5 protein-coding genes are annotated in these 5,222 nt (G+C 73.3%); 1 reads left to right on the forward strand and 4 read right to left on the reverse strand.

The window, feature by feature from the left end; all coding sequences use genetic code 11:
- Positions 1–1,311 (reverse strand): hypothetical protein (locus tag F6X68_RS30400; RefSeq protein ID WP_151457470.1); only part of this gene is annotated, 1,311 nt, incomplete at its 3' end.
- Positions 1,312–1,402: 91 nt separating this feature from the next.
- On the opposite strand from F6X68_RS30400, the gene murD reads away from it, so the two are divergent.
- Positions 1,403–2,749: a UDP-N-acetylmuramoyl-L-alanine--D-glutamate ligase gene (gene murD / locus F6X68_RS30405; protein WP_151457471.1), complete on the forward strand. Its 1,347-nt coding sequence runs from the start codon at positions 1,403–1,405 to the stop codon at positions 2,747–2,749.
- 1 nt (position 2,750) lies between these two features.
- On the opposite strand, the gene F6X68_RS30410 is transcribed toward murD, so the two are convergent.
- From F6X68_RS30410 to F6X68_RS30420, 3 genes are all read right to left on the reverse strand, one after another.
- Positions 2,751–3,302, reverse strand: coding sequence for a DUF6114 domain-containing protein (locus tag F6X68_RS30410; protein ID WP_225852524.1), 552 nt, complete (start codon positions 3,300–3,302; stop codon positions 2,751–2,753).
- Between the two features lies 1 nt (position 3,303).
- Positions 3,304–3,933, reverse strand: coding sequence for a DUF6230 family protein (locus F6X68_RS30415; protein ID WP_151457472.1), 630 nt, complete (start codon positions 3,931–3,933; stop codon positions 3,304–3,306).
- Positions 3,934–4,145: 212 nt separating this feature from the next.
- Positions 4,146–4,913 (reverse strand): TetR/AcrR family transcriptional regulator, encoded by a 768-nt coding sequence (locus F6X68_RS30420; RefSeq protein ID WP_225852525.1) that lies wholly within the window; start codon positions 4,911–4,913, stop codon positions 4,146–4,148.
- Between the last annotated feature and the right edge of the window lie 309 nt (positions 4,914–5,222).

Raw genomic sequence — 5,222 nt, forward strand, 5'->3', positions numbered from 1 at the left:
GATGTGGTTCGGGCCGCCCGGGGTGAAGACGTCCGAGGTGGCCGCCGTCGACCAGGCCGTGGCCGGGACCGCGTCGACCAGGGCGCGGACTACCGGGGCGTCGCGCCACTGGTCCTGCTCGGCCAGCAGGCTCAGGGCCACCACCGACTCCTCCACCTCGCCGACGCACTCGAACGGCTTGTGCCCGTCCACGCCCAGCAGCTCCCGGTAGCCGGGGATCTGCGACTCGTCGGCGAGCAGGTCGCCGCCGAAGATGCGGGTGACCCGCTCGCGGGACATGAACGGCGCCATGGCCAGGAAGACGAACCGGCACTTCGGGCAGTCCCGGCACCAGCGCTCGCTGGCGTCGCGCAGCTTGAACGCGGCGTTGCAGCTCGTCACCACGTCGTCGTAGCGGTCGATCTCGGCGAACGACCGGGCGATGTGCAGCTCCGACAGCGAGCGAAGCAGCGAGAAGTACGGCTCGGTGAGCCCGGCGTGCGAGGCCAGCGCGGCCCGGAGCAGCCCCTCCGCCTCCACACCCTTGGACCACTGGTGGTTGATCTCGTGGCCGTTCCAGACCAGGTTCGGGTCCGACGCCGAGCGCTCGTTGGACATCACCACCGGGCCCAGGCCGTGCAGCACCGCCGTGGCGACGGCGATCAGCGAGTTGATCGCGGTGACCGGGATGTGGCCGTTGAGCGCCCCGGCGGCGTTGAGCTCGAACAGCACCGGGTCGATGCGCCGCCGGGCGGCCAGCGGGGCCAGCCCGGACGCCTCGTTCACCGCGACGATCACGTGGTTCGGGTTGACCGAGAAGGGCACCGGGTCGAAGCCCGCCCGGCGCAGGGCCTCCAGGCTGACGATGGAGTCCTTGCCGCCGCCGACCGCCGAGAGCGGACGCCGGTCGGAGTCGTCGTACTCCCGGGCCGGGGAGACCGTGCCGGGCGGCACCTCCGGGCGCAGTTCGAGCACGTGCGGCAGCTGGTTGCGGTACGCGTACTCCGCGAGGCCCTTGGTGTAGACGGCGGTGACCAGCTCGGCGGCGGCCGTGCCTAGCGGCGCCGGCAGCACCAGGCGGGGCGGCGCGGCGGCCTTGTAGTAGCTGACGCCGGCGACCACGTGCAGCAGTTCCAGCACCCGGCCCAGGGTCGCCACGGTCTCGTCCGAGGGCGGCGCGTCCGGCAGGGGAAGGGTGACCACCTCGGTGAACCGCTGCTCGCCGTCGGGGCCGGTGAGGGCGTAGTCGAACAACACCTCCCCGGTGGAGAGGTCGATCGAGTAGGACGGGAAGGTGAAGGCGTCCATCCGCCGGAGCTGCTCGTTGGGCACACGCCATACTAGGCCCTGGTTCGTCCGGCCGTGTCCGGCTGCGCCGGACCCCGCCCCTGCCACGCCCGACAACACCCCCTGAGGAGAGCCCGTGCGCCTGTCTGACCTGCGCGGACGTACCGTCGCCGTCTGGGGGGCCGGCCGGGAGGGCCGGGCCGCGGTGACCGCGATCGCCGCGCACGGCCCGGCCGACCTGGTCGCCGTCGACGACAGCGCCAACTTCCTCAGCCTGCCCTGGGAGGGGCCGCTGGCCGAGGCCGCGCCGCTGGTCACCGGCGAGGAGGGCTTCGCCCGGCTGGCCGCCGCCGACGTGGTGGTCCGCTCGCCCGGCGTGCCGCAGACCCACCCGTGGCTGGTGGAGCTGCGCCGACGCGGGGTGACCGTCACCCAGGGCACCGCCCTGTGGATGGCCGACCACGCCGCCCGCACGATCGGCGTCACCGGCAGCAAGGGCAAGAGCACCACCTCCAGCCTGATCAGCCACCTGCTCGCCGCCGTCGACCGGCCGAACGTCTTCGGCGGCAACATCGGCGTGCCGACGCTGGACCTGCCGGAGGCGGAGCTGTACGTGCTCGAGCTGTCCAGCTACCAGTGCAGCGACCTGACCGACTCGCCCCGGGTCGCGGTCGTCACCGCGCTCTTCCCCGAGCACCTCGACGCGCACGGCGGCGAGGCCGAGTACTACCGGGACAAGCTCAACCTGCTGGCGCACGGGCCACGGACCGTGGTGGTCAACGGCGCCGACCCGAGGCTCGCCCTCGAACTGGGCGACCGCGCGGCGGTGCGCGCCGGCCTGCCGGACACCGCCCACGTGGCCGGCGGCGCCGACGGTACGCCCTGGTTCCACCTCGGCGACCGGCCGCTCTTCCCGCGCGCGGTGCTGCCGCTGGTCGGCCGGCACAACGAGGGCAACCTCTGTGTGGCGCTCGCCGTGCTCGACGCGCTCGGCGTCGACGTGGTGGAACGCCGGGACACGCTGGCCGTGGCGGTCGCCGAGTTCCAGGGGCTGGCCCACCGCCTCACCGAGATCGCCGACCCGTCCGGTCTGACGTTCGTCGACGACACCCTCGCCACCAGCCCGTACGCGGCCATGCACGCCATCGACGCGTACGAGGGGCGGCCGTTGACGGTGATCGTCGGCGGCACCGACCGGGGCCTGGACTACGCGCCGCTGCGCGAGCACCTCGCGGAGCGCGAGCTCACCGTGCTCGGCATCCCCGACAGCGGCGCCCGGATCGTCGAGGCGCTCGCCGGCCTGCCGAAGGTGCGTACCGAGGTGGTCGACGACCTGGTCGACGCCGTCCGGCTGGCCCGCGAGGTGACCCCGGCCGACGGGGTGGTGCTGCTCTCCCCGGCGGCGCCGAGCTACGGGCGGTTCCGCAACTTCGAGCACCGCTCCGAGGTCTTCGCCCAGGCGGTACGCGACACCGTCGGCTGACTCAGCCCCGGTCGGCGGCCGTCGGGTGCGTCGTGCCCAGGCCCGGCAGCAGCTCGTCGTCGTCCGGGTCGTCGCCCGCGTCGTCGTCCGGGTCCCCGGTGTGCGGGGCCGGTGCTCCGGTCTGCGGGGCCGGTGTTTTGGGCGCCCCGGTGGCGCCGCCCGGTTGGCGCCGCTTGTCGGGCGTCCAGGCGAAGGCGAGTGCCCCGCCGACGAGGGCCAGGAGCATCCCGACCAGGAAGCCGCCCAGGTTCGAGGTCAGCCAGGAGACCAGCCCGAGCAGCAGCGAGAGCACGGCGTAGAAGACCCGCTGCTGCGGAGTGGCGACCAGCAGCACCCCGCAGAGCACCAGGACGGCCGGCACCAGGTACGCGGCCAGCCCCTGCGGCCCGACGTGCAGCAGCACCCCGAGCGGCGCGCGCAGGGTCACGAGCATCTCCGTGCCGCCGAGCGCGATCAGCACCCCGGCGGTGAACGGGCGGCCCCGCCGCCAGCGGCGCCAGCGCCCGCCGGGTCGGCGGGCGGCTGGCACCGGGTGGTGTTCTCCGCTGGTCACGTCAGCATCCGTCGGAGGTGAACGCCATGCGCAGGTCGGGCAGGTTGAAGACGGCCGCGGTGGTGGCGTAGTTGTTCTGCCGCAGGTTGGTGATGATCACCGTGTCCGACTGCTGGGCGAAGACGCCGGGGTTGCCTTTGACCCCGGGGACCTGGTCGAGGGTGCTGGCGTCCTGCCCGACGTTGATGTTCTTGAACGAGGCGTTGCCGGCGACCTCGTCGCCGTCGACGACCAGGGTGCGGGCGGTGACCGGTGTGCCGGCGCCGCCGGCGGTGATCTTCAGGTAGACGCCGCCCAGGTTGATGCTCTGGCAGAGGTTCGTCAGCTCGGCCTTGTCGATCGCCGACACCATCACCAGGACCTGTCCGCCGGTGTCGCCCTGGTTGGGGCTGTCCGGAATCATCTGGTCGATGGTGGCGAACTGCTCGAATCCCGTGCCGGTGAGCTTGTCGGCGGTGACGGTGAACGGCATGCCGGAGATGGCGAACTGCGCGCCCAGTACGCCCTGGGCGGTCAGCACGACCATGCCGGCGGCACCCGCCACGACGGTGCCCAGCGTGGCGGCGAACCGGCGCCAGCGCACGCCGCTGCGCGGCGGATCGGGTTCGATCGGTGCGATCTGCTCCGACATGGCGGGCTCCCTTTCGAAGATCGATTGATCGGCGACAATGGGAAATCGACTCAAGGTTCTGCGCAGGCTGAAGTTACCGCCGAGTAAATGCCGGGTCAACGGCCGGTGGGGGCTGGTTGAGGCGGTATCTGCCAAATACGGCCAAAGTGAAAAACCGCTGCGGTTTCCGACCGCGCGGCGGCGGGCTGCCCGGCCGGGAGGCCGGGGCGCCGTCAGGACGGGGTGGCCGCCTCGCCGGCCGGCGCGCACGGCGCGGTCGTGCCCGGGCCGTCGGCCGGGCGTGCCAGCCGCGTCGCCCGGGCCGCGTCGTCGGTGCCGAGGAAGGGCGCGGTGGCCGCGTAGGTGAGCACCGGCAGCAGCTGGGGCAGCTCCGTCGCCCGGCCCTGGGCCACCCGGCTGCGCACGGTGGCGTGGATCCCGCCGACCACGGTGGACACCAGAGCGTCCCGGTCCACGTCCACCGTCGGGCCGGGGCCGGCGTCGGCGAAGAACCGGCGGAAGCTGCCGAGCAGGGCGTCGCGCTCCCGGCGGGCGTCCGGGCCGGCCGCGTCCACCTCGACGAGCGCCATCCGGGCGAAGGCGGGCACGCTCGCCAGCACCTCCAGCAGGGTGCGCAGGGCGGCGCGGGCGGCGTCCGACCACGTCGGCCCGGCCTCCCGGTAGGCGCTCTCCATGAGCTGCGACAGCACGGCGACGCCGTGCCGGTACGCGGCGAGGAAGGCGTCCTCCTTGCCGCTGAAGAGGGCGTAGAAGGCCGGTCGGGTCACCCCGGCGGCGTGGCAGATGTCGGTGACCCGGGCGTTGTCGTAGCCCTTCGTCGCCACCTCCCGCACGAGCCCGTCGAAGAGGCGGTCGCGCTGGGTGGCGGCCACCGCCTCGGCGGAGAGCCGGCGCGGGCCACGCTTGATCGCGCGATCGGGGTCGCGACCGGGGCGTGCGCCCGGCAGGGGCGCCGGATGCGGGCGGCGCTGCGTGGTCAACGTGCCTGCCTCTCCATTCATTGACTTTACGACCCTCCGGGGTTTATAACTTGCTGCACGCTCAGTTGGGATCCCGTCACCATGGGTGATCTTCCGGATGGTCACCCGTTGACTCATCGAAGGAGGGCTCGATGGCTGCCATTATCGCGGAACAGGAGCGCCCTCCCAAGGCCGGAAAGACGCAGGTGACGCCGCTGCGCCGCGGCGTGCCACGCCGGCCTGCCCGCTGACGTCGCCGCACCACCACCGCCACCGCCGTCCGGCCCCGACGGCCGCCCGGCAACCCCCACCGCCGTCCATGACGCGACG

This window comes from Micromonospora sp. AMSO12t, from assembly GCF_008806585.1.
Classification (GTDB): domain Bacteria; phylum Actinomycetota; class Actinomycetes; order Mycobacteriales; family Micromonosporaceae; genus Micromonospora; species Micromonospora reichwaldensis.